Source organism: Litoreibacter sp. JB4-2 (assembly GCF_055693445.1).
In genome coordinates this window covers 2,705,226-2,729,933 of the sequence record NZ_CM146334.1, presented here as the reverse complement: position 1 = coordinate 2,729,933, position 24,708 = coordinate 2,705,226, and the positions used below count along the sequence as shown (strand labels likewise).

The window sequence follows — 24,708 nt, the reverse complement described above, 5'->3', positions numbered from 1 at the left end:
TACTGACGCCGCGAGCCCCCCGCGGCTGGGTTACGACAACGGCTCATCCGCTGCCCTAATCCACCACCCCGGGGGGAGTGGCGAACCTCATGTAACCCATCGTCTCGACCCGACAGATTGAAAGTCGATGCTTACGCTGAGAAGATTCTCGGCGTAATTATCTGCGCTTGGCTCCACGCAGATTTGATGGGGCCGCGTTCCGGCAGCTCCATCCTGCGGGCTGCGGACAGCCCCCAAGTCAAAATGGACAGCGGCAAAGTTGCCACGAAGATCAGGGCAAAATACGCGTAGTATTCGCGTTTCGGCACCGAGCTTGTCCGGCGCGGGCGCGCCGGTGTCTCATGTGTAAAATCAGTCATAATGCTCCTCCCGAAGCTGGCTGCAGACCTTCCACGGTTTCCAAGACAACCCGCTCAGCGCCCTGATCCAGCGCGCGCTTCTCGGCGGCGTCTCGCAGGGTTTTGGCGGCGGAAATCCGTGTCAGGATTGGGTGGCTGGCGACGATCTCGTCCAGCTTTGCTTGCGCATCGGCGTCCCATGGGAAATCGCGTCGCAAGGTCGTGGGTGTCGCCTCGGCCGCGTCCATGTCGGAGGCCAGAGGCAGAATGTGGAACAGGCTGTCGAAAAGGCCGTTGCAGACCTCTTGCACCAAATAAGTTGCGCCCGCGTAGCCCATGAACGGCGTGCCCGTCGCGCGACGGATCGCGGCACCGGGGAAGCTGGCGGGGATAAAGGCCGGGGACGGGCCAAAGCCCGCTTTCATCTCGGCTAGATACATTTTCTCGTTGATTGAGCCCATTACAATCAGCGGGCGTTTCTGGTGCATCCAGGCGCGCACTTCGTCATTGTTGGTCTTCTTGCCAGCGGTCCGCGCGACCGCGAAAGCGCAAGGCAGCCCGAGGTCGTTCTCGAGGAAATTGCGAACCCCGCGCGCGTAGGTTTCATTGGCGACAATCGCGAAGGACGCGGTCGCAAAGAAATCCTGCGTGACGGAGCGCCACAGATCCCAAACGGGCTTGATGGTTGAATGCTTCTCACGCTCGATGAACGGCTCTGGGTCAAGGCCCAGCATCTCGCCCAGCTTGCGCAGGAATTTCGTGGTGCTGTCTACCCCGACAGGCGCTTGTAGATACGGCTTGCCAAGGACCTCGCACAGTCCACGGCCAAATTCCCGGTACATGCAGATATTCACATCCGCATTCACCAGATTGCGCATCTCGGCCACATGGCTGCCCAAAGGCATGACCATGTTGACCTCCGCACCGATCCCCTCGACCAGTCTACGGATTTCGGCAAGGTCCGAGGGCATGTTGAATGTGCCATACATCGGACCCAGAATATTGACGCGGGGGGCGGCGCCCTCTTCGCGTTTGGCCTCCTTCGGCATCCGTCCCTTGGTCATGCCAAATTCGGTGAAAATCCACGTCATCGCGCGGTCCGCGCTTTCCCACTGATCCTCATCAATGGTGCGCGGCAGGAAGCGTTGAATGTTGGTGCCCGCAGGCGTCACGCCGCCGCCGATCATCTCAGCAATTGATCCGGTGACAACGACGGCAGGCAAAGCTGGATCGAGCGTTTTCCAGGCACGTTTCATCGCGTCTTCAGTGCCTGCGCCCATCTCACCTTCGCCCAAGCCGGTCACCACAATCGGCAGCTCATGCGGCGGAAGCGCGTCGGTGTAATGCAGCACGGAAGTGACCGGCAGGTTTTCGCAGCCCACGGGTCCGTCGATCACACATTGCAGGCCTTTGGTGGCGCAGAACGCGTAGATCGCGCCCCAATATCCGCCTGCGCGGTCGTGGTCTTGGATCAGCATGGAGCGCCCTCCTGACCACGGTGTGCAGCCGCAACTTTCTTTGAACGCCGCTTACCTGCACCGGTGGCAAAATATGTCTCATATTTTGCCACTAAATCATCTCCGCCGCTTTGGCGGCCTTGGCGGCGCGTTCCAGTTTCTTGGCATTCACCGCACGGAATTGAGGCTGCTCATTCGGAGACCCTTCCCAGACGCCAGCGGTATCTTCGCGGCCCACACCTTCAAAGAAGGCGCGCATGTGTTCCATGCGGTCTTTGTTGGCCATGGCACCGTTCACGACCTGCGCCAGCGAACCCGCCCCCGCAACGCCCATCAACGGACGCGCCGAGATCAGGTTGGTGAAGTAGAGCGACGGAATACCCAGCTCTTTGCCCTTTTGGACAACCGGTGTGGTGCCAATGGCGAGGTCCGGCTTGATCGCTTCCATCGCCGCGCAATCATCTTCAAGCGAGGCGCGGAATTTGACTTTGACGCCCTTGCTTTCTAGCCATGCGCAATCATCGGCAGACCATTCGGACTTGGCGCAGGCGGTGCCCACGTAAGGAATGTCCGCGCCGCTTTCGATCAGCAGGCGGGCAACCAAAAGCTCGCTGCCTTCATAGCCGGACAATGTGATCGTGCCTTTGACAGGCATCGCCGCAAGCGCGCCTTTGATCGCGGGCAGGAACTGGTTCTGAGCGGCGGCAATTTTGTCTTTGTGGATGTTGAACGCGTCACCAATACCGGCAAGCCAAGTGGCAGTCCCGTCATGACCGACAGGGGCGGAGCCAACAACAGGCCGACCAGCTGCCTGGAATTCACGCACAGCAGCGGTGTAGAACGGGTGGATCGCCGCAACCGCCCCGCAATCGAGAGCGGCATAAAGTTCACGCCATTCGCGGCAGGGCACCACTGGGCCCACGGCCAAATCGAGCGGGGCCAGCATTTGCCCGATCATCATTGGGTCCGCCGGGAACATTTCACCAAGCAACGACACGGTCGGGCGGTCAGATTTGCCGGATGCGGGCATGGCCACCGGACCCGCCTCAATCTCCTTGCGGGCGTAATTGAGCATCGCACCTGCGAGCACGTCTTTCGCCTCTGCATGGGTTGGGATGCCGAAGCCCGGCACGTCGATGCCAACGATGCGCACGCCGTTGATCTCATCGGGCAACAACCGCAACGGAACGCCAGAGGCGGTCGGCACGCAAAGATTTGTCACGACAATCGCGTCGTACTTTTCCGGGTCGGCCATGTCGTGGACGCTTTCGCGGATGTCTTCGAACAGCTTGCCCGTGACCAGCGTTTCCGAATTGAACGGCACGTAGCCCACAGACCGGCGCGCGCCGTAGAAATGCGACACGAAGGTCAAGCCGTAGACGCAGCAGGCGGAGCCCGACAAAACCGTCGCGGCCCGCTTCATCCGCAAACCGACGCGCAAAGACCCGAAGGCGGGGCACATCGATTGCGGCTTGTCATGTGGTCCTTGCGGATAGTCGGCGGCGTATTGATCCAAGATGTCGGAGGCACCGGCCATGCGAGCAGCCTCCTCCATCTTCGCGCCGGAATGGCAGCCCAAACCATCAGCCGGAAGCGGCGCATCGCGCCCTTCAACAGCTGTGCCGGTTTCGACCTCTACCGCGTCAGCGTGGTCATATTTGACCTCATCACTCACGTGGACGAATATTCCTCGATCAGCTTTTTTGAGTAAAGGACTGCAGCTTGTGCACGTTGGCGCAAGGCCTCCCCAGCTTCCCTACGCTCAGCTGCGCGTTGTTGGATGGTTTTGATCTTGTCCAAACCATCTTCCAATGTTGTCAATTTTTGAAGATCAAGCATCGTCGTATACAACCTCCAAGCTTTCTTTGGGTTTCGAATTCTTGCCGCGCATATCCGCGTCTGTTGCTGGCTCTAACACCACGTCGCCGCCGGTTTCGGACGCATCAAACAGGCCAAGCAAACCGTCTTGATCCAGCGGCGCGGGGCGCACGGGAGGCGCGTCAGCGACGTTGTCGCCAAGCGAGGCAAACAAGCTGCCCCATTTGGACGCGTCGGTTCCAACAATTTGGTAATTCGCCGATTTCTTGCGCAGGTCATCGTCTTGCGGGATCGACGCCAGGATCGGGATATCTACGGCTTGTGCGAAGGCGGCTGCTTCGCCGGTGCCGTCATCTTTGTTGATGACCAATCCCGCCACCCCAACGTTACCACCAAGCTTGCGGAAATATTCGACTGCCGAACACACATTGTTAGCAACATAGAGCGATTGTAGATCATTAGACGCCACCAAAATTACCTTCTGAGCCATGTCACGCGCGATCGGCAGGCCAAAGCCGCCGCAGACCACATCGCCGAGGAAATCCAGCAGCACGTAGTCGAAATCCCAGTCGTGGAAGCCCAGCTTTTCCAGCAGTTCGAACCCGTGGATGATGCCACGCCCACCGCAGCCGCGACCGACCTCTGGCCCGCCCAGTTCCATCGCGAAGACGCCGCCGCGCTTGAAGCAGACATCGCCGATTTTGACTTCTTCGCCCGCCAGCTTTTTCTTGGAGGACGTCTCGATGATGGTGGGGCAGGCTTTGCCGCCAAACAGCAAGGATGTTGTGTCAGATTTGGGATCACACCCGATCAGCAACACGCGCTTGCCCTGCTCCGCCATCATGTGGCTGAGATTGGCCAGCGTGAAGGATTTGCCAATGCCACCTTTGCCGTAGATGGCGATGATTTGCGTCTTCGAGGTCGGCTCCTCGTTGATAATATCCGCCAAGTCTTCCGCCGCCTCGTCGCGCAAGCGTTGGTCAAAATCGGAAATCGAGCCGCCATCTTTTAGATTTGGTATGTCGAGCGTCATGCGAAGCCCTCCCAGTCCAGGATCATTTTGAGGCAATTCGTGTCGGTGAACGCCTTTTGATAGGCCTGCGGTGCATCCGCGGCCTTTTGGTGGTGCGTGATAAGTCCGCCCAGCGACAGCGCCCCGCATTCGACCAGCGCACGGGTCGCGATCAGGTCGTCGCGCGTCCATTCGGCGGCGACGCGGAACCGTGCCTCTTTCATGAAGGCGGGCGGAAAGGCAAAGCTGATCGGGTCAGAATAGAAACCGGCAAGGACGATCTCGCCGCCCTTTGCGATCCGCCCAATCAAATCAGCCAGAATGCTGGACTGACCTGAGGCGTCATAGATCGAATTGTAGTCACGGCGGGTGTCTTGCTCGGGATCGAGCACCGCATAGCCTTTCGCGCCGCTACGGCGGGCGGGGTCAATGTCCCAAACCACGGGCGCGGGTGCGCCCGATGCGATGGTAAGCCGTGCAAGCAGGCGCCCCAATACGCCGTGTCCGACAATGAGATCGGGCACTGTATTATTTGGCCCGGCTATCGCGTGGCGTGCGGTTGCGGCCAAGGCCAGCAACGCACCTTCCGGACCCATCTCAGGATCGATCCGGGTCGCGCGTTTGGCATCCGTCACCAGCAAGCTGGACGCACCGCCAAACAACCCAAACGCCCCATCGTAGCAATTTGCGCCCGGCACAAAGACCCGGTCGCCCACTTTGAAATTCGCCTCCGGTCCGGCCTCAACGACTTCGCCTGCGGCTTCATATCCGGGAACCAGCGGGTAGCCCATGCCTGGAAATGGCGGCATTTCACCGGTCCAAAACAGCTTCTCAGTACCAGTAGAAATACCCGAATGGGACACACGCACCACAAGCTGGTCAGCTTGAGGGTCGTTCAATTTAAGGCTCGAAAGCCCCAGATCTTTTGGACCTTGTAGTGTTACCGCCGTAGCGCGCACCGGCCCCTCCCAGTTCAGTTTTTTGGCCTGACCAAGACGCAGAGACTCAGCGTCAGATCGGGTAGAGTTATACGTAAGGTAAAACTGACATACTAATGTGTCAACTTAAATAGACACTTTCCGTGTCAGGGTTTTTTGCAGTGAATGCATTGCGTTATGAAAGGCCGCGCGGCGCGTGGGGCCTGAACATCAACAAACCCGGCGGCTTCGCATAAGCCCCTGATTTCACCGGCAGACCTTGCCTTACCGGTACCCATCGCCATCGTGTAAATTGCGAAATACGCGTCCCCTGCGCGGGTTGGCTTGTCGCCGCCGGACATGGGCTCGGAGATGATCAATTGCCCGCCTGAGGGCAGCGCTTTGGCGCAGTTTTCCAGCAGGGCCACGACCGTCTCATCTGTGTGGTCATAGAGCACTCGGATAAGCGAAATCGCATCCGCGCCGGTTGGCAAATCTTGCGTCCGAAACGACCCAGACAGCGCATCAAACCGCGCGCTCATTCCCGCCTGCGCAAAACGTTCCTGCGCGGCAGGTGCGACTTCGGGCAAATCAAACAGGCGCAGCGCTAGGTCGGGATAGGCGCGGCCCACGGCTTCAAGAAACGCGCCCGTGCCGCCGCCCACATCCATCAGTGTCTTGGCGCCGCCCAGATCAATGGCGCGCAGCGTATCTTCGGCGACCAGAACCTGACTTTGCGCCATCAGGTCTGAATAGTCGCGCGCCACATCTGGGTCCATGTCGCCGCCAAACACGTAGGGCCAAAAGGCGGCAAGCTCCGTCGTGCCCTCGCCACGAAAGAAAGCAACCGGATCCTCAAGATCACGGTAGAGAACATCGTGATGCGCAATCATCTGCGTCAACCCCGGCACCCCGGTCAAAGCCGCGCCGCGTTGCGTCAGGGCCCAGTTTTCGTTGCGCTTTTGTTTGACCAATCCAAGCGCGGTTGCGGCCTTTAGCAAGACGAGCATGCGGGGTTCGGGCACGCTGCAGCGATGCGCAAGCATGCGTGTCGCAGTGGGCCTTTCCATCAAAACGCCCAGCACGTCGAGCTTGACCAGCGCCATTAACACTTGCGAATGGCAGAACCCGGCCAGCAGGTCGAACAGCGCCTCACCTTCCTTGCGCACGAAGCGCCGTGTGAACGGAAAATGCGCGGCCCATTTCTGAAAGCCGCGCGACGCGCTGAGCCGGGCAATCCAGCCCGCGCCTTGCCTTTGCTTTGTCGGCAAATCGGTACGAACGCTGCTCATTGCGGGCTATTCGCCCGGCACAGCCGCGCGGGTCGCACGCCATTTGATCGGCGTCAGCATTTCGGCCTGTGCGGTGACCATCTTGGCCAGGATCGCCTCTCCCGGACATTTCGGGATCGACGAGATCGCGCCACCCAGAATGTCGCGCATCCGGGCGATCGCGCCTTCAACGCCCAGCTCGGTGACCGCATTGGGCCGCCCGTGCAGATCATCTTGGCCAACAGGTTTGCCGAGTGTTTCTTCGTCATAAAGCGCGTCGCGCAAATCGTCGGCGACTTGAAATGCCTCACCAATGCGCGCGCCAAGCTCTTCCCATTGATCGGCATCTTGCCCGGCGGCAATTGCGCCCATCTGCGTGGCGGCAATAAACAGCGCGCCGGTTTTGGCGCGGTGATATGCCGACAAGTCAATCTCGTCTTCGCTTTCCCAGCCTTGGCCGGCACAAATACCATTCGGCATGCCGGTACGGTTGGCCAGCACATCAATCAACTGCGTTGCCCGGATCGGGTCATGCACGGCGGCGCGCGCCAGCACCTGAAACGCGAGAATGATCAGGCTGTCGCCTGTCAACACGGCCAAGGGTTCCCCAAAGGCGCGGTGCACAGCGGGTTTGCCACGGCGGGTGTCGGCATTGTCAAAACACGGCAGGTCATCATGAACAAGGGACGCGCAGTGGATCAGTTCCAACGCCGCCGCCGCTGCATTTGCAAGCTCGGGCTGGTCGTCGCCGCAGGCAGCCGCAACGCTCATCAAGATCGTTGGGCGGATGCGCGCGCCACCGGGCGTGACGGTGTAGTGCAAAGCGGAGGCGAGCTTGGCGGGCGACGGCGCCGCCTGACCCGACCGGATCGCAGAGGAAATCGCGTCATCGATTCGAGTAGCAAAATCCATCAGATACTCCCATTTCACGCCGTGTCAGTATTTTGGTACAGACATGTGTCAACTAAACTGGACACAATATCCGCATCATGTCAATCTCTTCACAGGTGAGGAGACCAAACCAGACATGTCCGAAAGCAGGCCACATATCGGGATTATCGGCGCGGGCATTGGCGGGCTGGCCGCCGCCGCGCGCCTGTCGCATGCCGGTCTGAAAGTCAGCGTGTTGGAACGACACAAAACCGTCGGCGGCAAGATGCGGACGATGGAAACGGTCGCCGGTCCGGTCGACGCAGGGCCGACGGTGCTGACAATGAAGCCCGTGTTTGACGCCCTGTTCGCGGATATTGGCGAGGATATCGAAGACCATGTGACGCTGGAGCAAGAGAGCCTGCTCGCGCGTCATTTCTGGTCGGATGGCACTACACTTGATCTGATGGCAGATCAGGCCGAAAGCGCGGCCAATGTCAGCGCGGTTTTTGGCAGCAAATCCGCGCGCGACTTCCAACAGTTTTCCAAGCGCGCCGCCACGCTGTTTGACGCTTTCGATGCGCCAATGATGCAAGCGCAGGCCCCATCGCAATCGACCCTAACCAAACGCGTTTTGCGTCAGCCGAGCCTTATCGCCGCAATGGCGCCGCATCGGTCCTTGGCCTCAACCCTGCGCGCGCAGTTCAGCGAACCCAAGCTTGCGCAGCTTTTTGGGCGCTATGCGACCTATGTTGGCGGGCGGCCCGACGCCTCCCCCGCGATATTGTCGTTGATCGCGCATGCGGAGGCACGCGGTGTCTGGGCCGTCAAAGGCGGGATGCATAAGCTGGCTCAAGCCATTCGCAGCTTGGCCGCAGCACGCGGCGCAGAATTTTTGTTGGGCCAAGATGTCCAACACATTGCCCCGCGCCCAGACGGCGCGTTTGACGTGTCGACGCATGACGCAACACACCGCTTTGATCAGGTTCTGTTCAACGGCGACCCGCGCGCTCTGCGCAGCGGGCTGCTTGATGAGGAAGTCGTGTCGCACAAAGAAACCGAACCGCGCAGCCTGTCGGCCTACGTCTACAGCTTTGCTGCTGAGGTTTCCGCCCTGCCATTGGCGGGTCACAACGTGTTCTTTGGTGACGATCCCAAAGATGAATTCGGGCCGTTGGCCAATGGCGAGATGCCGCATGACCCAACGCTTTACATCTGCGCGCAAGACCGCCTCGGCGGGCACCAACCCACTGGGCCCGAGCGCTTTGAAATCATCATGAACGGGCCGCCCGCCACAGACGGCGCGCGCCCACGTGAAGAGGAAAAACAGCAATGTCAGACACTCATTTTGGATCAACTGGCGCGTTTCGGGCTGGGCTTCACCCCACCACCGACGCCAGACAGCCTGACAACACCGGCGGAGTTCGGGCAGCTGTTCCCGGCAACGAACGGGTCGCTTTACGGGCGATCCCCACATGGGCTGATGGCCGCGTTTCACCGCCCGACAGCGCGGACACGCTTGCCGGGGTTCTATCTGGTGGGGGGCGGGGCGCATCCGGGGGCGGGGGTGCCGATGGCGACCATCTCCGCCAAGCATGCGGCCGAGGCGATCTTGAGCGACCTCACTTCGACATCGATGTCCCCGCAGGCGGCTACGCGTGGTGGTATGTCGATGGCGTAAGCGATGACGGCAGCCACGCGGTTTCCGTCATCGGCTTCATCGGGTCCGTATTCTCGCCCTGGTATCATTGGTCAGGTCGTGGCAACCCAGCCAATAACTGCTGCATCAACGTGGCCACCTACGGGCCCGGCGGGCGGTTCACGATGACCGACCGGGGCGAAAGCGCGCTGAGGCGCAGCGACACGACCTTTCAGGTCGGACCATCCTCGATGCACTGGACCGGGTCGGAGCTGGTGATAGAGATCAATGAGGTCTCATCCCTGCCTCTCGTCTCACGCGTGCGGGGACGGATCACGGTGACGCCATCGGCACTAACGGAGGTTGAGCTGCCGCTGACCCAAGATGGCGCGCATGTCTGGCGGCCTTTCGCGCCAACGTCGCGCATCAAGGTCGATTTAGAAGCCAAGGGCTGGCAATTCGACGGGCACGGCTATTTCGACGCCAATTTTGGCACCCGCAGCCTGGAAGAAGATTTCAGCTACTGGACCTGGGGCCGCTACCCGACCGGAGCCGGATCGACCTGTTTTTATGACGCCAAGCGCCGCGACGGCACAGCATTGGACGCAGCGATTGCCTTTGATCCGCAGGGCCGCGCGCAAATGATCGACGCGCCGCCCGCCAAGCCGTTCAAACGCACGCTTTGGGCTTTGCGCCGCGAAACGCGGGCCGATCCGGGCACCACCGCACGACAGATCAAACCGATGCTGGATGCTCCGTTTTATTCACGCTCTGTCGTGGAAACGCAGATCAATGGGGAACGCGTGCAAGGCGTCCATGAAGCGTTGGATCTGGACCGTTACGCGCAGCCGCTGTTGAAGCCGATGTTGGCCGTGCGCGTGCCGCGTCGCGCCAAATGGCGGTTCTAGATTTTCGACAGGTCCAGCGGCGGCACGTCTTTGTTCATCCGCCAAACCGTGAAATTCAGCGCGGCGGCAACCGTGACCCAGACCAAATAGGGCAGGAAGGCGAGACCCGCCCAGGTATCGATCTGAAAATGCGTGATCGTAGCACCCAAAACCGCTAGCCAAAGCGGCCCCATGACAAACAAAGCGCCTTTCATCCGGCGCAGCCCGAAAAAGACCGGGGTCCAAAGCGTGCTGAACCCGGCCTGCATCGCCCAAAACGCCAAAGCATAACCGCTGCCATCAAGCCCCGCGACACGTGCGCCCGCGAAGGAAATCAGCAAGTAAATCGACGTCCATGCGACCGGGAACACCCAGTCCGGCGGGGTCCAACTGGGCTTGTTTAGGGTCTTGTACCACTCCCCCGGGGGGAAGGCCGCGCCCGTTGCCCCGGCTGCGCCGCATGTGATGAAAAATATGATGAAAAGCATGATATCCATGCCTAGGGCATAGCCTGTTCTTACTCCGCGGGGAAGCCGTTGCGCGTTTCCTGCGCTTTCAATTCCGCCAAGATGTTTAAAAGCGCGGCTGTCCGCCCGGATTGCGCGCTTGGTGCGTGCGACGCTGCCGCATCGACCAAAAACGCAACCTCTGGAAGTGGTTTGGCGTAAATCACCGGTGATTTGGGCAATGCGACTGTTCCGCCCGCCCGCAACGCCGATTTGGTGATCAAGGCCAGCTTTTGTGCTTTGGTCGTGCGCGCGCGCTGCGACACGGAATCAAACCCGTTGCGCGTCACCGCGCCGCCGATGCCTGCATAGATGTAACGCGCGGCAAAAATCCCTGTTCGTGCGGCGACGGGCAAAGCGCCGATGCCCGCCTCGGACCGGATATAGAGCCTATGCGCTTCGGCCAGCAGTTTACGCACGCAGCGCTTTAGCGCCGGCGTGGCCTGTGGGTTTTCAAGGAAGGCTGCGGGGTCGATGCCCGCCTCCGCCAACCAGTCAAGCGGGAGGTAAATCCGGCCCATCCGAGCGTCTTCGCCGACATCACGCGCGATATTCGTCAGCTGCATCGCAACGCCCAGATCGCAGGCCCGCGCAAGCGCATCCGCGTCGCGCACACGCATCAACACGCACATCATCGCTCCAACAGCCGAGGCCACGCGCGCGGAATAGTCCCGCACACCTGACAGCGTGTCATAACGCTTCTCGACGGCGTCCCATGCAAGGCCTTCTAACAGCGCCTCGGGCAAGGCGCGCGGCATATCAAATTCTTCAATGATCGCTGCAAAGGCACGATCTTCAGGCGCGTTGCGCGGCGTGCCCGCATAGGCCAAATCCAACCGTTCTTGCAGCTGCAACACCGCGCGGGCTTTATGGTCGCCCTCGTCCACCTCGTCATCGGCCAGACGGCAGAACGCATAAAGCGCAAGCGCGGGGTCGCGCACGGTTGCCGGCAATAGTTTAGAGGCCGCATGAAACGACAATGACCCCGTCCGGATCACCGCCCGGCAATGGTCCAGATCTTCTTGCGCAATCATTCAGCGGCCATCCTGATTTCGGTCTTCGCGCGCGCCATATCCGGGACCATTTTCGCGACAACTTCGGCGCTTGCAACGACGCCCGGCAAACCCGCGCCCGGATGGGTCCCGGCACCGACCAGATAGAGGCCCCTCGCCTCCTCACTGACATTGTGCGGCCGGAACCAAGCACTTTGCAGGATGCGCGGCTCGATCGAGAAACCGCAGCCATGGGGCGACAGGTAGCGGGTTTTGAACGTCTCGGGAGTAAACACCATTTCGGTTGAAATCTTGTCGCGGAACCTCGGCATAACAGTCTCTAACACAGCTGAAACCTTGTCGCGGTACCGTGGCTCCTCAGACGCCCAATCGACCGCGTTTTTCCAACCCAGATGCGGAACGGGCGACAAAACGTAGAACGTGTCATCACCTTCAGGCGCGACCGATGGGTCGGTTTTGGCCGGGCGATGAATATAGAGGCTCATATCATCTGACAGATTGCCCTTGATGAAAATCTCCTTCAGCAGGCTCTGAAACCCCTGCCCGTTCAGGATCGTATGGTGCCCCAAATCCGGCCAATCCTGCGCCGTGCCTTTGGTGCCAAAATACCAAACGTAAAGCCCCATCGACCAACGTTTCTTGGCCAGCTTGGTGGTCGTCCAACGCTTGCGCTTATGGTTGCGCAAAAGTTGGTTATAGGTGTGGCCGGCATCGGCATTGCTGACCACCAAAGGCGCTTCGAACAGGCGTCCATCTGTAAGTTTGACCCCAGTAGCGGCCCCATTAAACGTTAGAATTTCGTCCGCTTCGGCACCAAATTCGATCTTGCCACCTTGGCTGCGAATAACGGCGGCCATGGCCTTTGCAATAGCTTGCACACCGCCCATCGCGTAATGCACGCCGAACTCTTTTTCCAGATAGGCCACCAGCGCGTACATTGATGTCACATGCATCGGGTCGCCGCCGATAAACAGCGGATGAAACGACAGCGCCATGCGCAGTTTTTCGTTTTTGACCTCGCTTCGCGGCGAGGCCATAGATTGATGTATCCGCGCGCAGCATCGCAAATTCGGGCAGCACCTTGATGGTTTCCCAAAGCCGGTGCATGGGCTTCGTCAGCATCCCCTCAAAGCCCAGAACGTAGCGTTTTTGGCTGTCTTTGAGGAATTTTTCGTAGCCCGCAACGTCATCAGGGCTGATCTTGGCAACCTCTTGCTTCATCCGATCCGTGTCGGGAAAAGCTTTGAACTTGGTGCCATCGGGCCAGCGAATGTCGTAAAACGGTTCAAGCGGGCGTAGGTCGACATCTTTGTGAAAATCGAGCCCACAGGCTTCCCACAGGTCCTCAAACACTTGCGGCACAGTAACAATCGTGGGGCCAAGATCGAAGCGGTGCCCGTCTTGTTCCAGCGCGCTGCCGCGTCCGCCGGGTGTGTCGAGCCGGTCGAGCACGGTAACGTCATAGCCCTTCGCCCCCAGCCGCATCGCAACGGAAAGCCCACCCAGACCGGCACCAATGACCAGCGCGCGATTGTCGGGCTGCGGGGAAGCTGAGTCTTGTTTCATTTCAAAAGACTACGCATCCACCAACAGACTGTCTAGTTTGCTTTACAGATTGACTGTCAGAATTCTTTGCATTCATGCGAAAATGTGTAAACTCTGACTTACAGCCAAGGGATTCCAACAAAGATGCCACAAGTCGTCTGCCTGAGCTTTTTTCGCTTCGACACCGTCGCGGCACGCGGGTGGGCCTTTGCGATGATGGGTCTTGCACGTGGCGCTATGTCCCGCCTGCCGGGGGTTGGGTTTTGGAAGCTATGCGGCTCTGGCACGGGCGAGGGATTCACTCCGATCCCCAACACCAGCGTCTATGCCATTCTGACCACCTGGCCCGACATGAAAACAGCACGCGCGCAGGTCGAAAACGCCGCCATATTTGAGCGTTACCGCGCCAAAGCCATTGAAAACTGGACCGTCTACATGTCGGCCAGTTCAGCGCGTGGTTATTGGAGCGGTAAGAACCCGTTTGTAGTGTCTAACACACCAGAAAATGGCCCCTTGGCAGCGCTCACTCGCGCAACCATAAAACCGTCAATCCTGGCGCGGTTTTGGCAGCGTGTGCCGAATATCTCCGGCGTGATCGGCAAGGATCCGAACGTCATGTTCAAGATCGGCATTGGGGAGGTCCCATGGCTGCACCAGGTCACATTTTCGATCTGGCCCGACGCAAAGAAAATGGCCCAATTCGCCCGCACCGGATACCACGCAGAAGCGATCCAAGCCGTGCGCGATGAGGGCTGGTTTCGCGAAGAACTTTATGCCCGCTTCCATGTGCTTGCCGATCACGGCAGCTGGAATGGTACGTCCCCACTCAAAACACTGGAAAGTGCATGAAACAGCCCTTCCCCTTCTCGGCCATCGTTGGCCAGTCAGACATGAAACGCGCGATGATCCTGACCGCGGTGGACCCGTCCATTGGCGGCGTTTTGGTCTTTGGTGACAGGGGCACAGGCAAATCTACCGCCGTGCGCGCGCTTGCCGCCCTTTTGCCGCCCATCAAGGCCGTCAAAACCTGCCCCGTGAACAGCGAACGCGCCGCTGATTGTCCCGAATGGGCCGGGGTGAAGACCAAAACGACGCACACGATCCCAACCCCTGTCGTCGACCTGCCCTTAGGCGTGTCAGAGGATCGTGTCACCGGCGCACTGGACATTGAAAAGGCTCTAACAAGCGGTGAAAAGGCTTTTCAGCCGGGTCTATTGGCGAAGGCCAACCGCGGGTATCTCTATATTGATGAGGTCAATCTGCTGGAAGATCACATCGTTGATCTGTTGCTGGACGTCGCACAGTCGGGTGAAAACGTGATTGAGCGCGAGGGCCTGTCGATCCGTCACGCCGCGCGGTTCGTTCTGGTCGGTTCCGGCAACCCGGAGGAAGGTGAGCTGCGTCCCCAATTGCTGGACCGGTTCGGGCTTTCGGTCGATGTAGCCTCCCCTACCGATATTGATGAACGGGTTGAGGTGATCAAACGCCGCGACGCGTTTGAAAATGACTACACCGCCTTCATGCTTCGTTGGCAGGCGGAAGATGCGATGCTGCGTGATCAGATTTTGCAGGCAAGAAAGGCTCTAACCAAGCTGAAAACGCCAGAAAAGGTGCTGCGTGACGTGGCGGAGCTTTGCATCAAATTGGGCTCAGACGGGTTACGCGGTGAGCTGACATTGCTCAAAGCGGCGCGCGCCTATGCCGCCTTCCGCGATGACACCGCGCTGACCCGATCCCATATTCGCGACGTCGCGGGCCTTGCGCTGCGCCATCGTCTGCGCCGCGACCCGTTGGACGATGCGGGAAGCGGCACCCGCGTCACCCGTATTGTCGAAGACGTTCTGGGCGCTTGATGGACGCTTGGGCGCATAGCCTGACGGCACTGTCATTACTGGCCATTGACCCCAAAGGCCTGGGCGGTGCAGTGCTGCGGGCGCGGGCTGGCCCCGTGCGCGACAGGTTTATGCAACATGCAAAGACCCAACTTCCAACCCAAGCGCGATTGCATCCGGCGATGACGCATGAGGATCTGCATGGGGGGCTCGACCTTGCCGCCACGCTTAGCGGCGGCACTCTGGTTAAGCGCGTCGGGCTGCTGGACCAAAAGGGGCGCTGTATAATTCTTCCCATGGCCGAACGCGCTGACCCCGCTATCGTAACCGCATTATCCCAAAAGCTCGATGCGAAAACCGGGCAACTTGTGCTGGCACTCGATGAAGGGGCCGACGAGGGCGAGCGGATCGCAGCCGCCCTTTCTGATCGGCTGGCTTTCCAGATTGATCTGAACGATGTCGCGTTTGGGGGCACCAGTGAGGCGCCCGAACACGCGACATCGGCCGAGCTGACCAAGATCGCCATCCCGGACGCCCTTTGCGAACAGATCGTCACGCTTGCCGTCCAATTGGGCATTTCCAGCCTGCGTGCACCCTATTTCGCATTGCGCGCCGCGCAGGCGCATGCCGCGTTGAATGGACGAAACGAGATCACCGAGGATGACGTGACCCTTGCGGTGACCCTCGTCCTGGCGCCGCGCGCAACGCAGTTCCCAGCGGAACCAGAGGACCAAACAGGCGATGCGCCAGAACAAAGCGATCTGCAGACGTCCCAAGGGTTTGAGATCCCGGAAGAGATCCTGCTCGATGCCGTGAAAGCGGCGTTGCCGGACGGGCTTTTGGCCCAGCTTCAAAGCGGCGCTGCGCGTCAGGCGCAAGGCGCGGGCTCCGGCAAAAGCAAGATCGGAAACAGGCGGGGGCGCCCGATGCCCGCACGGCAGACCCGCGCCAAATCAGATGCGCGCGTTGATTTGATGGCGACCCTGCGCGCGGCGATCCCGTGGCAAAAGATACGCAAACAGGCGCAACCGGACCGCACCGGCGCGATCATCCGCCCCGAGGATTTGCGCGCAAAACGCTACAAAGAGCTGTCCGATCGGCTGCTGATTTTCACGGTTGACGCCTCCGGCTCCGCCGCATTGGCACGGTTGGGCGAGGCCAAGGGCGCGGTCGAACTGTTGCTGTCCGAGGCCTATGCCCGCCGCGATCATGTCGCCTTGATCGCCTTTCGCGGCACTGAGGCGGACGTGCTTTTGCCGCCCACACGCTCACTGGTTCAAACCAAGCGCCGCTTGGCGGACCTGCCCGGCGGCGGCGGCACGCCAACGGCAGCGGGGCTGAACGCCGCGATGAATATGGCAGATATTGCCGCCCGTAAGGGCCTGACACCGACGGTGGTATTGCTCACCGATGGGCGCAGTAATATCGCACTGGACGGCAGCGCCGACAGGCAAAAGGCAGGCGAAGACGCCGAGACCATGGCGCAGGCCTTGCGCAGGAATGGCGTGGACGCATTGATAATAGACACCGGCAACCGCCCGGAGGCGGCGCTTGCAAAGCTCGCAAGCAGTATGGGCGGTCACTACATTGCAATGCCACGCGCCGATGCGAGCAAACTGTCCGCCGCCGTGACCGAAGCGATGGACAGCTGATCCGTGGATTGGGCGCGCCACAAAGACGACTGGCCGATGTCTGAGCATTCGCGCTTTGTGCTGTGCAAACCACATAAATGGCATGTGCAAGAGCTGGGCGAAGGGCCTCTGTTACTGCTGATCCATGGCGCGGGCGGGGCCACCCAAAGCTGGCGCCATTTGATGCCAAAGCTGGCCAAAAATCACCGCGCCATTGCCATTGACCTGCCGGGGCAAGGCTTCACCAAACTGGGCGCGCAACGCCGCTGCGGTTTGGATGAAATGAGCGAGGATCTGCGGCGCCTCTGCGATCAAGAAGGTTGGAAACCGGTCGCCATCATCGGGCATTCCGCTGGCGCCGCAATCGCACTGCGGATGGCCGAAGACATGCAGCCCATCCCGCGCATTGTCGGGATCAACGCGGCTTTGGGCAATTTCAAAGGACTGGCGGGCATGCTGTTTCCGATCATGGCCAGGGCGCTTGCTGCGGTGCCGGGGGTGACGCGCATGTTCACGGCCTCCACCTCCCGACCCGGATCGGTCACACGCCTGATCGACAGCACCGGATCAAACCTATCAAACACCGAAATACGCCATTACCGCGCTTTGGTCAGCGACCGGGCGCATGTCGATGGGGCGCTTTCGATGATGGCGCAGTGGAGCTTGGATGGGTTGCTGTCACGCCTCGGCTCGAACATGGCGCGCACGCTTTTGATCACGGGAAGCAACGACAAGACCGTTCCTGCCAGAACCTCAGCCGAGGTCGCCCGCGAGATGCCAAACGCCAGCTATGTGGAGATCGCAGGGTTGGGGCATTTGGCCCACGAAGAAGATGCCGACGCGGTGTTGAGGCCGATCACGACATTTCTGGCGGCTTGATGTGGATCAAGGAAAACCCGTGGCGCCGCGCCATAGATATGCGACAAGATGAACAGCGATGAGACGAATGACATGTTGGACAGAATGACCGAGTTTGAAACTGAGAAAACCCGCGCCTCCGATTGGTTCCGCAGCTTGCGCGACCAGATCGTGGCGGAATTCCACGCGCTTGAAGACCGCCATGGCGGGTCGGGGCGCGTTGAGGTGTCCAAGACCAAACGCACGGCGGAGGATGGATCAGATGCGGGTGGCGGCGAGATGAGCGTCATGCGCGGCGGCACCGTTTTTGAGAAAGTCGGCGTCAATATTTCCACCGTTTACGGCACGCTGGGCGAGCGGGCGCAGATGGCCATGGCCGCGCGCAAAGGTATTCCGGGGATGAAGGATGATCCGCGGTTCTGGGCGTCGGGTATCTCGCTGGTGGCGCATATGCAAAATCCGAACGCGCCGGCGGTGCATATGAACACGCGGATGTTCTGGACGCCGCATGCGTGGTGGTTTGGCGGCGGGGCGGATTTGAACCCGTGTTTGGAATTTGACGAGGATACCGCGCATTTCCACGCCGAGATGAAGCGCGCTTGCGATCCGCATGGGGACGGGCTGTATGACGAGTTGAAAGCCTGGGCAGACGAGTATTTCTATATCCCGCACCGCCACCGGGCGCGCGGGGTGGGGGGCATCTTTTATGATGACCGCAACACGGGCGATTGGGAGGCGGATTTCAAGCTGACCCAGGATGTCGGATCAGCCTTCCTGCCGGCCTATGTCCCGCTGGTCGACAAGCGGCATCCTGATCCTTGGGGGGAGGATGAAAAGCACGCGCAGCTGGTCCATCGCGGGCTCTATGCGGAGTATAATCTGGTCTATGATCGGGGTACGAAATTCGGGCTGGAAACCGGCCATGATGCGAATGCGGTGCTGATGAGCTTACCGCCTTTGGCGAAATGGGTGTGATTCCCCGCATGCGGGGAATCCTGTAACACCTTGTTTTGACAAGATGATCGAATTTTGTTTACCGGATAGTAACCGTTGCTTGGGGCTCTGCCCCAGGCTGCGCCTTCCCCGGAATATTTTTAAAACAATGACGCCCTAACCGCCGCGCACTGTGTCGATCATCAGTTGAACATTTTCGGGATCGGCGTCGGGTGTGATCCCATGGCCCAAGTTGAAAATATGGGGACCGCCCTTAAGCGCACCCACGATGCGGCGCGTCTCGGAGACGAGCGCGTCGCCGCCGGTGACCATGTGAGATGATTTGAGATTGCCCTGCACGCAGCCGCCGGGCTGCACATAGTCGGCGACCCATGCCGCGTCCACCCCGTCATCCACAGCAATGCAATCAGCGCCGATCGCCGCATGCGCGTCGACATATTTTTCGCCCGCGCCGCGCGGGAAAGCGATGATTGGCACGTCGGGGTGCTTTTCTTTCAGGGCGGCGGTGATTTGCTGCATGGGTTTTATGGAATAATCGGCAAAGTCCGCGCCTGTCAGAGACCCGGCCCAGCTGTCGAAGATTTTGATAACCTCGGCCCCGGCCTCGATCTGTTTGGACATATAGGCGATGGTAGCCTGTGTGATACGGTCCATCAGCCCGTCGAACACGGCGCGGTTTTCCGCCTTCAGCGCATGGGCCGGGCCCTGATCAGGCGTGCCTTGCCCCGCGATCATATAGGTGGCGACGGTCCATGGCGCGCCCGCGAAGCCGATCAGCGTGGTTTCCGACGGCAATTCACGCGACAGGATTTTGACCGTCTCATAGACCGGCGCGAGGTGGTCGTGGATATCATCGGCGGGTTTCAGTTTGGCCAGCTCATCCGCCGTGGTGATGGTCGACAGGCGCGGGCCTTCGCCGGTGACAAACCACAGATCGGCGCCCAAAGCCTGCGGGACCAGAAGGATGTCGGCAAACAGGATCGAGGCATCAAACCCGTAGCGGCGGATTGGCTGCAATGTGACCTCAGCGGCCAGTTCTGAATTGTAGCAGAGCGACAGGAAATCACCGGCTTCAGCGCGGGTGGCGCGATATTCGGGCAGGTAGCGACCGGCCTGGCGCATCATCCAGATGGGGGGTGTATCAAGCGTCTCGCCAGCAAGAGCCCGGAGGATGGTTTTGTCTTTTGTCATAGCGGCGCAGGTCCTGTCTAAATTGCCTGCCCATCATGCTTTTTCATGAAGCGCGACACAAGAGTTGTCAGGCTAGATTTACAGCATTAACAAGGTTGTTATGAGTTATGAATTGCCCAGCCCCGCCAAGCCTTTGAACATCGGTACCCGTGGATCTCCGCTTGCTTTGGCGCAGGCCTATGAGACGCGCGAAAGGCTGGCGAAAGCCTTCGATCTGCCCTTTGAGGCGTTCGAGATAGTGGTGATCAAAACCACCGGCGACAAGATCATTGACCGGCCCCTCAAGGAAATCGGCGGCAAGGGGCTGTTCACCCGCGAGATTGAGGACGATATGCTGTCGGGGCGCATCGACATCGCCGTGCATTCGATGAAGGACATGCCGACGGTGCAGCCGGACGGGTTGCTGTTGGACACCTATTTGCCGCGCGAAGATGTGCGCGACGCATTTATTTCGCCGCGCGCAGGTGGGCTGTCTGAACTGGCAGCGGGCACTGTCGTGGGCACATCTTCTTTAAGACGCAAAGCGCAGTTGAAGCTGCGGCGGCCCGATCTGGAGGTGGTGGAGTTTCGCGGCAATTTGCAGACGCGCCTGAAGAAGCTGGAGGACGGCGTGGCAGAGGCGACATTTCTGGCCATGGCCGGGCTGAACCGGCTGAAAATGGACGAGGTGCCGAAATCCGCGATTGAGGTAGAGGACATGCTGCCTGCCGTCGCCCAAGGCGCGATTGGGATCGAACGGCGCGAAAACGATACGCGCGCGGCAGACATGCTGGCGGCGATCCATGACGGACCGACCGGCCAGCAGCTGGCAGCGGAACGCGCGTTTTTGGCGGAACTGGACGGGTCGTGCGAGACGCCAATTGCCGGGTTGTCAGAGCTGAACGGCACCGCCATGCGCCTGCGCGGCGAGGTATTGCGGCCAGACGGGTCGGAATCAATTGACGACGATATGAGCTGCGCGGTGGAAGACGGCGCCGAGGCCGGGCGCGAAATGGCGCGGAAGCTGTTGAAGCAAGCCGGACCCAGTTTCTTTGAATGGCGGCTTAGCTGAGAAAGCTGACCGCTGGCAAAGCCGGTTAAGAGTTCGACATCTCGTTCAGAACGCGCATCGCGTCCCTCTGCCTGCCATCGGGGACAAACAAATGATCGTGGAAGTATCCCGACACCGGGTTCACGCCCATATCGTGCTTGGCAAGTTCCGTCGCGATGCGGGCCATGAAGCCGACCGCGTCAAGCGAGGAATGAATGTTCAACGTGATCATCCGGCACGGGAAGTCATATGTGAGATTGAGCGCGTCCGCTTCTGATTTCAGGAGGATGTAGGTCGTGCCTTCCGCCTCCGTGAAAGCCATGCGCGGGGCGATGTCGGGGGTTTTCTGACCGGGCGGAACTGTTGCAAAGACGTATAACCCGTCGACAAGAGTCGCAGACATCGACGCAATCAAGACGTCGAGATTTGTCTCACCATTCATTCTGGCAATCCCTGCGCTGCGTTTTGCGGCACGCGGCTGGCGCGCCAAAGGCGTTGTCTAGGTTAGGCCACGGCATGCGCGATGGCGCATTGCTTCCACAACACGGTGAGCGCGGTCAGAAGATGCGCGATGTCATCGTCGGAATGCAAAGGTGAGGGGGTGAAGCGCAGGCGTTCAGTTCCCTTTGGGACGGTCGGGTAGTTGATAGGTTGGACGTAGATGCCCCATTCATCCATCAGGTAATCCGCCAGCATTTTGGTTTTGACCGGATCCTTGATCATCACCGGCACGATATGGCTGTCATTCATCATATGCGGGATGCCCGCGCGGTCGAGCCCGTCGCGCAGCTTGGCGACCTGTTGGCGTTGCCGCATACGCTCCGCATCGGATTGCTTGAGATGCGCGATGGAGGTTTTTGCGGCGGCGGCCACGGCGGGTGGCAGCGCGGTGGTGAAGATGAAGCCGGAGGCAAAACTGCGGATGAAATCGCAGAGCGCGGCAGAGCCGGTGATGTAGCCGCCGACCACGCCGAAGGCTTTGCCGAGCGTGCCTTCGATCAATGTGATGCGGTCCATCAGGCCTTCTTGTTCGGCCACGCCCGCGCCGCGGGGGCCGTAAAGGCCGACGCCGTGGACCTCATCAAGATAGGTCATGGCGCCGTATTTCTCGGCGACCTCGACGATTTCGCGGATCGGGGCGATGTCGCCGTCCATGGAATAGACGCTCTCAAAGGCCACGATCTTTGGGACGTTTGCGGGGAGGGCTGCGAGCTTGGCCTCCAGATCGGCCACATCATTGTGCTTCCACAGCACCTTGTCGGCGCGGGAGTGGCGGATGCCTTCGATCATGGAGGCGTGGTTGCCGGCGTCGGACAAGATCACGCAGTTTTCCAGGCGGCTGCCTAGCGTGGACAATGCCGCCCAGTTGGACACGTAGCCGGAGGTGAACAGGAGGGCTGCTTCCTTTTGGTGCAGGTCGGCGAGTTCCGCCTCCAGCAACAGGTGGTCGTGGTTGGTGCCCGAGATGTTGCGCGTGCCGCCCGCGCCGGTGCCGGTGCGCTGCACGGCCTCGACCATCGCGTCGATCACAATTGGGTTCTGGCCCATGCCGAGGTAGTCGTTCGAACACCAGACGGTGACGTCGCGCTGTTCGCCGTCGACATGGTTGGCGCAGAGGGGGAACTTGCCGCATTTTCGCTCAAGCTCCGCGAAGTAGCGGTAATTTCCCTCTTCTTTCAGGGCGTCGAGCTGGGCATTGAAAAGCGCATCAAAGTTCATGGGTTTTATCCTGTGGTAGAGTGGGCGCGGGAAGCATCCAGCGCCAGAGCTTTGCGTCGGGCAGTGGGACGACCATCAGCCAATGCTCGATTGCGGCAAGCAGGCTGAGGGCGGTGAGCAGGGCGAAGCCTACGATGAAGGGCGCGGTTTCCGACGCAAGCGTGCGTTCGAGAAAACAGGCCGAGGCGAGCGTCAACACGGTGACACCAACCGGGAATGCGAAGGTGAGGCCACCTTGGCGGAAATAGGATTTGATATGCTGCAAAGGCAGCGGCACGAATTCGGTATTGATCCGCGGCACCCCGAAAAACAGGTTCAGCTTGGCGGAGATGCGGGCCACGAACAGCACCAGATAGACCCACATACCAAACGTATTTTCGGCGCCGGTGGACAGCAGCACGATGATAAGCAGCGTCGCGAACAAGAGCAGTTCGTGATGGGCCACGGTATTCCAGGCGCGGGTGAAGCGCGCCATGCCTGTCAGGCCGGGTGGGCAATCGCGGCGTTCCGGCCCGGTGATGATACCGGCGAGAAAGGCCAATTCGATCCAGCCCCAGATCAACAAGACCGACAGGAAGGAAATGTAGACATTGGTCAACGTCATGTCCGCCTGAGACACGACCAGACCCGCAAAGCCCAAAGCCGCCACTGGCACGCTTAGAAACACGGAACGTGCATGCGCGACGGCTTTGCCCCCATCGGACCTGCGCACGATCAGCAGGATCGCCCCGGTGAAGAACCACCAGGCGAACACTGCGAAAATCGCGGCTATCCAGGGGGAGGCCATCATCAGTATGCGGGCTCCATCACGGGGCTTTCGGGCACTTTATGGTGAATTGCCGGAATGGTCAGGATCGAGACAAAGGCGACAGCCGCCTTGGCCATGCCAGCCAGACGAATAGCTGTGCCGCCGATGCCGCCCTCTTCCTTGCCCTTGGCGACTTGGCGCGAGGCCGCTTCCATCCGGTCGAGATTTGGCCGCCAGCGGGGGTGGTCAATATCCAGCGTGAAGGGGAAGACCTGCTTGGAGATTTCCGACGTCTTGCGGAACACTTCTTGGCCGTACCATGTCACGTCGACGCCAAGTGCATCATGGAACAACGGGCGCTGGTGGTCGCGCACCCACATGGTGGAATAGACCGCCGTCAGGAAGAACTTGATCCACATTTTGTTGACGCGGCTTTCCGTCAGCGCCGGATCGGTTTTCATCAGCAGCGCGAAGGCTTCGCCATGCGAAAACTCATCATTGCACCATTCGCGGAACCACTGGAAAATTGGGTGGAACCGCTTGTCCGGGTTCTGTTCGAGATGACGGAAGATGGTGATGTAGCGCGCATAGCCGATCTTTTCGGATAGATAGGTCGCGTAATAGATGAATTTCGGGCGGAAATAGGTGTATTTCTTCTGCTGGGTCAGGAAGCCCAGATTTACCCGGATGCCCGCCTCACGCAGCGCGTCATTGATGAAGCCCGCATGGCGTGCCTCGTCCCGCGCCATCAGCTGGAAGAGAGTGGTGATATCAGTGTTCGAGCCACGACGCTTCATTTCTTTGTACAGCACGCAGCCGGAGAATTCGGCGGTGCAGGATGAGATCAGGAAATCGATGAATTCCGCTTTCAGGGCGGGATCCATCCCCTCCCAATTGGCATCCCAGTCATCGTTTTTCTTGAAATGGCCCTTGTTCGGATCGGCCTTCATACCTGCAATGAGCTTGTCCCAGTCTTCGCGAACGGGGGAGACGTCGATCGCGTCCATCTCATCAAAATCAGTCGTATAGAAACGCGGGGTCAGCAGCGTGTTCTGCATCGCGACTTCGGTGGCCATTTCCGAGGTCATTTCTGGCCCGTCCAAAGCATCCTGCGCGGCGATGGCTTCTTCAGCGGTGTTGGCGAAGGCGGAATGTGTTGGCTTGTTCATGACAGCACCTCTTCGCTGAAGCTGAATTCGCACAGCTCCATAAATTCGAAATCGCCGGTCCAGCGGGTCCATTGGCGTTCAATCCATGAGGCCCGCGTGATGGTGGCGGTGCGCGGCTCGACAACCACTTCGCCGTAGGGGGCCATGATCTCGGCCCCGTGGACCAAGACTGAATCGCCGGGGTTCACGACCGCCCCGTTGAGGAATTTCACATGCGCAGACAGCTCTTCAAACCGGTGCGAGATCGTCACCTCGCAAGGTGCGGTTTCCTTGGTTCGCGTTATCAGTCCCATTTCGAAGTCC

At 59.9% G+C, this 24,708-nt stretch carries 24 protein-coding genes and 1 pseudogene; 8 read left to right on the top strand and 17 right to left on the bottom strand.

Features of this window, described 5'->3' with window-relative positions; translation table 11 throughout:
- Nucleotides 1-131 precede the first annotated feature (131 nt).
- From pufQ to ACZ1G7_RS13465, 8 genes are all read right to left on the bottom strand, one after another.
- Nucleotides 132-359, bottom strand: coding sequence for a cytochrome PufQ (gene pufQ / locus ACZ1G7_RS13500; RefSeq protein ID WP_472659907.1), 228 nt, complete (start codon nt 357-359; stop codon nt 132-134).
- Complete coding sequence (bchZ, locus tag ACZ1G7_RS13495; protein ID WP_472659906.1) at nt 356-1,816, bottom strand: chlorophyllide a reductase subunit Z; 1,461 nt, start codon at nt 1,814-1,816, stop codon at nt 356-358. The genes pufQ and bchZ overlap by 4 nt, the downstream gene beginning before the upstream one ends.
- A 91-nt stretch (nt 1,817-1,907) precedes the next feature.
- Nucleotides 1,908-3,470, bottom strand: a complete 1,563-nt coding sequence (gene bchY, locus ACZ1G7_RS13490; RefSeq protein ID WP_472659905.1) for a chlorophyllide a reductase subunit Y — start codon at nt 3,468-3,470, stop codon at nt 1,908-1,910.
- Entirely contained in the window at nt 3,467-3,634 is a 168-nt protein-coding gene (locus ACZ1G7_RS13485) for a hypothetical protein (protein WP_472659904.1), read from the bottom strand. The genes bchY and ACZ1G7_RS13485 overlap by 4 nt, the downstream gene beginning before the upstream one ends.
- Nucleotides 3,627-4,646 carry a chlorophyllide a reductase iron protein subunit X gene (locus ACZ1G7_RS13480; protein ID WP_472659903.1) on the bottom strand — a complete coding sequence of 340 codons (1,020 nt, stop codon included), beginning with the start codon at nt 4,644-4,646 and terminating at the stop codon, nt 3,627-3,629. The genes ACZ1G7_RS13485 and ACZ1G7_RS13480 overlap by 8 nt, the downstream gene beginning before the upstream one ends.
- Entirely contained in the window at nt 4,643-5,584 is a 942-nt protein-coding gene (gene bchC, locus ACZ1G7_RS13475; protein WP_472659902.1) for a chlorophyll synthesis pathway protein BchC, read from the bottom strand. Before bchC ends, ACZ1G7_RS13480 begins: the two co-directional genes overlap by 4 nt.
- A gap of 125 nt (nt 5,585-5,709) precedes the next feature.
- Nucleotides 5,710-6,834 (bottom strand): methyltransferase, encoded by a 1,125-nt coding sequence (locus tag ACZ1G7_RS13470; protein ID WP_472659901.1) that lies wholly within the window; start codon nt 6,832-6,834, stop codon nt 5,710-5,712.
- Nucleotides 6,835-6,840: 6 nt separating this feature from the next.
- On the bottom strand, nt 6,841-7,725 hold the full coding sequence (locus ACZ1G7_RS13465) for a polyprenyl synthetase family protein (RefSeq protein WP_472659900.1): 885 nt from the start codon (nt 7,723-7,725) through the stop codon (nt 6,841-6,843).
- Between the two features lie 115 nt (nt 7,726-7,840).
- Here ACZ1G7_RS13465 and crtD point away from each other — a divergent pair, with 115 nt between their 5' ends.
- Together crtD and crtC are read left to right on the top strand one after the other, a co-directional pair.
- A complete protein-coding gene (crtD, locus tag ACZ1G7_RS13460; RefSeq protein ID WP_472659899.1) occupies nt 7,841-9,364 on the top strand; it encodes a 1-hydroxycarotenoid 3,4-desaturase CrtD in 1,524 nt (507 codons plus the stop codon).
- A gap of 29 nt (nt 9,365-9,393) precedes the next feature.
- A complete protein-coding gene (gene crtC, locus ACZ1G7_RS13455) occupies nt 9,394-10,230 on the top strand; it encodes a carotenoid 1,2-hydratase (protein WP_472663734.1) in 837 nt (278 codons plus the stop codon).
- Here crtC and tspO read toward each other — a convergent pair.
- The 3 genes and pseudogenes from tspO to ACZ1G7_RS13440 form a co-directional block, all read right to left on the bottom strand.
- A complete protein-coding gene (gene tspO / locus ACZ1G7_RS13450; protein WP_472659898.1) occupies nt 10,227-10,706 on the bottom strand; it encodes a tryptophan-rich sensory protein TspO in 480 nt (159 codons plus the stop codon). The two genes, crtC and tspO, sit on opposite strands and share 4 nt — an antisense overlap.
- A 20-nt stretch (nt 10,707-10,726) precedes the next feature.
- On the bottom strand, nt 10,727-11,749 hold the full coding sequence (gene crtB, locus ACZ1G7_RS13445) for a 15-cis-phytoene synthase (protein ID WP_472659897.1): 1,023 nt from the start codon (nt 11,747-11,749) through the stop codon (nt 10,727-10,729).
- A pseudogene (locus ACZ1G7_RS13440) lies at nt 11,746-13,294 on the bottom strand (phytoene desaturase). The gene crtB and the pseudogene ACZ1G7_RS13440 overlap by 4 nt, the downstream one beginning before the upstream one ends.
- Nucleotides 13,295-13,417: 123 nt before the next feature.
- On the opposite strand from ACZ1G7_RS13440, the gene crtA reads away from it, so the two are divergent.
- From crtA to hemF, 5 genes are all read left to right on the top strand, one after another.
- Nucleotides 13,418-14,122 carry a spheroidene monooxygenase gene (crtA, locus tag ACZ1G7_RS13435; protein ID WP_472659896.1) on the top strand — a complete coding sequence of 235 codons (705 nt, stop codon included), beginning with the start codon at nt 13,418-13,420 and terminating at the stop codon, nt 14,120-14,122.
- A complete protein-coding gene (gene bchI, locus ACZ1G7_RS13430; protein ID WP_472659895.1) occupies nt 14,119-15,126 on the top strand; it encodes a magnesium chelatase ATPase subunit I in 1,008 nt (335 codons plus the stop codon). Before crtA ends, bchI begins: the two co-directional genes overlap by 4 nt.
- Nucleotides 15,126-16,757: a magnesium chelatase subunit D gene (locus tag ACZ1G7_RS13425; RefSeq protein ID WP_472659894.1), complete on the top strand. Its 1,632-nt coding sequence runs from the start codon at nt 15,126-15,128 to the stop codon at nt 16,755-16,757. Before bchI ends, ACZ1G7_RS13425 begins: the two co-directional genes overlap by 1 nt.
- A gap of 36 nt (nt 16,758-16,793) precedes the next feature.
- Nucleotides 16,794-17,615: an alpha/beta fold hydrolase BchO gene (bchO, locus tag ACZ1G7_RS13420; RefSeq protein WP_472659893.1), complete on the top strand. Its 822-nt coding sequence runs from the start codon at nt 16,794-16,796 to the stop codon at nt 17,613-17,615.
- An 84-nt stretch (nt 17,616-17,699) separates the two neighbouring features.
- On the top strand, nt 17,700-18,569 hold the full coding sequence (gene hemF / locus ACZ1G7_RS13415; RefSeq protein ID WP_472659892.1) for an oxygen-dependent coproporphyrinogen oxidase: 870 nt from the start codon (nt 17,700-17,702) through the stop codon (nt 18,567-18,569).
- Nucleotides 18,570-18,704: 135 nt separating this feature from the next.
- On the opposite strand, the gene hemE is transcribed toward hemF, so the two are convergent.
- Nucleotides 18,705-19,739 (bottom strand): uroporphyrinogen decarboxylase, encoded by a 1,035-nt coding sequence (hemE, locus tag ACZ1G7_RS13410; RefSeq protein ID WP_472659891.1) that lies wholly within the window; start codon nt 19,737-19,739, stop codon nt 18,705-18,707.
- Nucleotides 19,740-19,839: 100 nt separating this feature from the next.
- On the opposite strand from hemE, the gene hemC reads away from it, so the two are divergent.
- A complete protein-coding gene (hemC, locus tag ACZ1G7_RS13405) occupies nt 19,840-20,790 on the top strand; it encodes a hydroxymethylbilane synthase (RefSeq protein ID WP_472659890.1) in 951 nt (316 codons plus the stop codon).
- Nucleotides 20,791-20,815: 25 nt separating this feature from the next.
- Here the strand turns inward: hemC and ACZ1G7_RS13400 are convergent, their stop codons facing one another.
- From ACZ1G7_RS13400 to ACZ1G7_RS13380, 5 genes are all read right to left on the bottom strand, one after another.
- On the bottom strand, nt 20,816-21,211 hold the full coding sequence (locus ACZ1G7_RS13400; protein ID WP_472659889.1) for an ACT domain-containing protein: 396 nt from the start codon (nt 21,209-21,211) through the stop codon (nt 20,816-20,818).
- Between the two features lie 62 nt (nt 21,212-21,273).
- Nucleotides 21,274-22,488: a 5-aminolevulinate synthase gene (hemA, locus tag ACZ1G7_RS13395; RefSeq protein ID WP_472659888.1), complete on the bottom strand. Its 1,215-nt coding sequence runs from the start codon at nt 22,486-22,488 to the stop codon at nt 21,274-21,276.
- The gene (puhE, locus tag ACZ1G7_RS13390) at nt 22,478-23,278 is read right to left on the bottom strand and encodes a putative photosynthetic complex assembly protein PuhE (RefSeq protein WP_472659887.1); all 801 of its coding nucleotides are present in this window, start codon (nt 23,276-23,278) and stop codon (nt 22,478-22,480) included. Before puhE ends, hemA begins: the two co-directional genes overlap by 11 nt.
- Nucleotides 23,278-24,405, bottom strand: coding sequence for a magnesium-protoporphyrin IX monomethyl ester (oxidative) cyclase (gene acsF, locus ACZ1G7_RS13385; RefSeq protein WP_472659886.1), 1,128 nt, complete (start codon nt 24,403-24,405; stop codon nt 23,278-23,280). The genes puhE and acsF overlap by 1 nt, the downstream gene beginning before the upstream one ends.
- Nucleotides 24,402-24,698 (bottom strand): hypothetical protein, encoded by a 297-nt coding sequence (locus ACZ1G7_RS13380; protein WP_472659885.1) that lies wholly within the window; start codon nt 24,696-24,698, stop codon nt 24,402-24,404. Before ACZ1G7_RS13380 ends, acsF begins: the two co-directional genes overlap by 4 nt.
- Nucleotides 24,699-24,708 lie beyond the last annotated feature (10 nt).

Excerpts from the sequence above, each read along its gene's own strand:
- pufQ (WP_472659907.1), bottom strand. The coding sequence starts at position 359 with ATGACTGATTTTACACATGAGACACCGGCGCGCCCGCGCCGGACAAGC.
- bchZ (WP_472659906.1), bottom strand. The coding sequence starts at position 1,816 with ATGCTGATCCAAGACCACGACCGCGCAGGCGGATATTGGGGCGCGATC.
- ACZ1G7_RS13485 (WP_472659904.1), bottom strand. The coding sequence starts at position 3,634 with ATGCTTGATCTTCAAAAATTGACAACATTGGAAGATGGTTTGGACAAG.
- ACZ1G7_RS13480 (WP_472659903.1), bottom strand. The coding sequence starts at position 4,646 with ATGACGCTCGACATACCAAATCTAAAAGATGGCGGCTCGATTTCCGAT.
- ACZ1G7_RS13470 (WP_472659901.1), bottom strand. The coding sequence starts at position 6,834 with ATGAGCAGCGTTCGTACCGATTTGCCGACAAAGCAAAGGCAAGGCGCG.
- ACZ1G7_RS13465 (WP_472659900.1), bottom strand. The coding sequence starts at position 7,725 with ATGGATTTTGCTACTCGAATCGATGACGCGATTTCCTCTGCGATCCGG.
- crtD (WP_472659899.1), top strand. The coding sequence starts at position 7,841 with ATGTCCGAAAGCAGGCCACATATCGGGATTATCGGCGCGGGCATTGGC.
- tspO (WP_472659898.1), bottom strand. The coding sequence starts at position 10,706 with ATGGATATCATGCTTTTCATCATATTTTTCATCACATGCGGCGCAGCC.
- crtB (WP_472659897.1), bottom strand. The coding sequence starts at position 11,749 with ATGATTGCGCAAGAAGATCTGGACCATTGCCGGGCGGTGATCCGGACG.
- crtA (WP_472659896.1), top strand. The coding sequence starts at position 13,418 with ATGCCACAAGTCGTCTGCCTGAGCTTTTTTCGCTTCGACACCGTCGCG.
- bchI (WP_472659895.1), top strand. The coding sequence starts at position 14,119 with ATGAAACAGCCCTTCCCCTTCTCGGCCATCGTTGGCCAGTCAGACATG.
- ACZ1G7_RS13425 (WP_472659894.1), top strand. The coding sequence starts at position 15,126 with ATGGACGCTTGGGCGCATAGCCTGACGGCACTGTCATTACTGGCCATT.
- bchO (WP_472659893.1), top strand. The coding sequence starts at position 16,794 with ATGTCTGAGCATTCGCGCTTTGTGCTGTGCAAACCACATAAATGGCAT.
- hemF (WP_472659892.1), top strand. The coding sequence starts at position 17,700 with ATGACCGAGTTTGAAACTGAGAAAACCCGCGCCTCCGATTGGTTCCGC.
- hemE (WP_472659891.1), bottom strand. The coding sequence starts at position 19,739 with ATGACAAAAGACAAAACCATCCTCCGGGCTCTTGCTGGCGAGACGCTT.
- hemC (WP_472659890.1), top strand. The coding sequence starts at position 19,840 with ATGAGTTATGAATTGCCCAGCCCCGCCAAGCCTTTGAACATCGGTACC.
- ACZ1G7_RS13400 (WP_472659889.1), bottom strand. The coding sequence starts at position 21,211 with ATGAATGGTGAGACAAATCTCGACGTCTTGATTGCGTCGATGTCTGCG.
- hemA (WP_472659888.1), bottom strand. The coding sequence starts at position 22,488 with ATGAACTTTGATGCGCTTTTCAATGCCCAGCTCGACGCCCTGAAAGAA.
- puhE (WP_472659887.1), bottom strand. The coding sequence starts at position 23,278 with ATGATGGCCTCCCCCTGGATAGCCGCGATTTTCGCAGTGTTCGCCTGG.
- acsF (WP_472659886.1), bottom strand. The coding sequence starts at position 24,405 with ATGAACAAGCCAACACATTCCGCCTTCGCCAACACCGCTGAAGAAGCC.
- ACZ1G7_RS13380 (WP_472659885.1), bottom strand. The coding sequence starts at position 24,698 with ATGGGACTGATAACGCGAACCAAGGAAACCGCACCTTGCGAGGTGACG.